The 451-nt window shown below is 66.7% G+C and carries 1 protein-coding gene; it reads left to right on the forward strand.

Annotation, left to right across the window (positions count from 1 at the left end; all coding sequences use genetic code 11):
* Positions 1–451 (forward strand): hypothetical protein (locus tag OO68_RS48895; RefSeq protein ID WP_033314717.1); only part of this gene is annotated, 451 nt, incomplete at both ends.

Genomic DNA, 451 nt, shown 5'->3' on the forward strand with positions numbered 1-451 from the left:
ACCGGGGGATCGGCGGCCAAGGGCCCGGGCAGCGATGATGACGGCACGCTGGCGACGCAATGGTTCATCGTCTCGGACATGGGCTTGTCGGCCTTCTCCGGCAATGACGGTATCCACGTGTTCGTCAACTCGCTGGCCTCGACTGAAGCGGTCGCCAATGCGGAAGTGAAGCTGGTCGCCCGCAACAACGAGATCCTGGCCACCCGCAAGACCGACGCCGCCGGCCACGTGCTGTTCGAGCAGGGCCTGGCACGCGGCGAGGGCGGGCTGTCGCCGGCGCTGCTCACGGTGACAGGCGAAAAATCCGACTACGCCTTCCTGAGCCTGAAGACCAATGCCTTCGACCTCACCGACCGCGGCGTCGCGGGCCGGGCGATCCCCGCCGGCGCCGACGCCTTCGTCTATGCCGAGCGCGGCGTCTATCGTTCCAACGAGACCGTTTATTTGACGG

The sequence above is a fragment of the Streptomyces iakyrus genome, assembly GCF_000717055.1.
Lineage (GTDB): Bacteria > Actinomycetota > Actinomycetes > Streptomycetales > Streptomycetaceae > Streptomyces > Streptomyces iakyrus.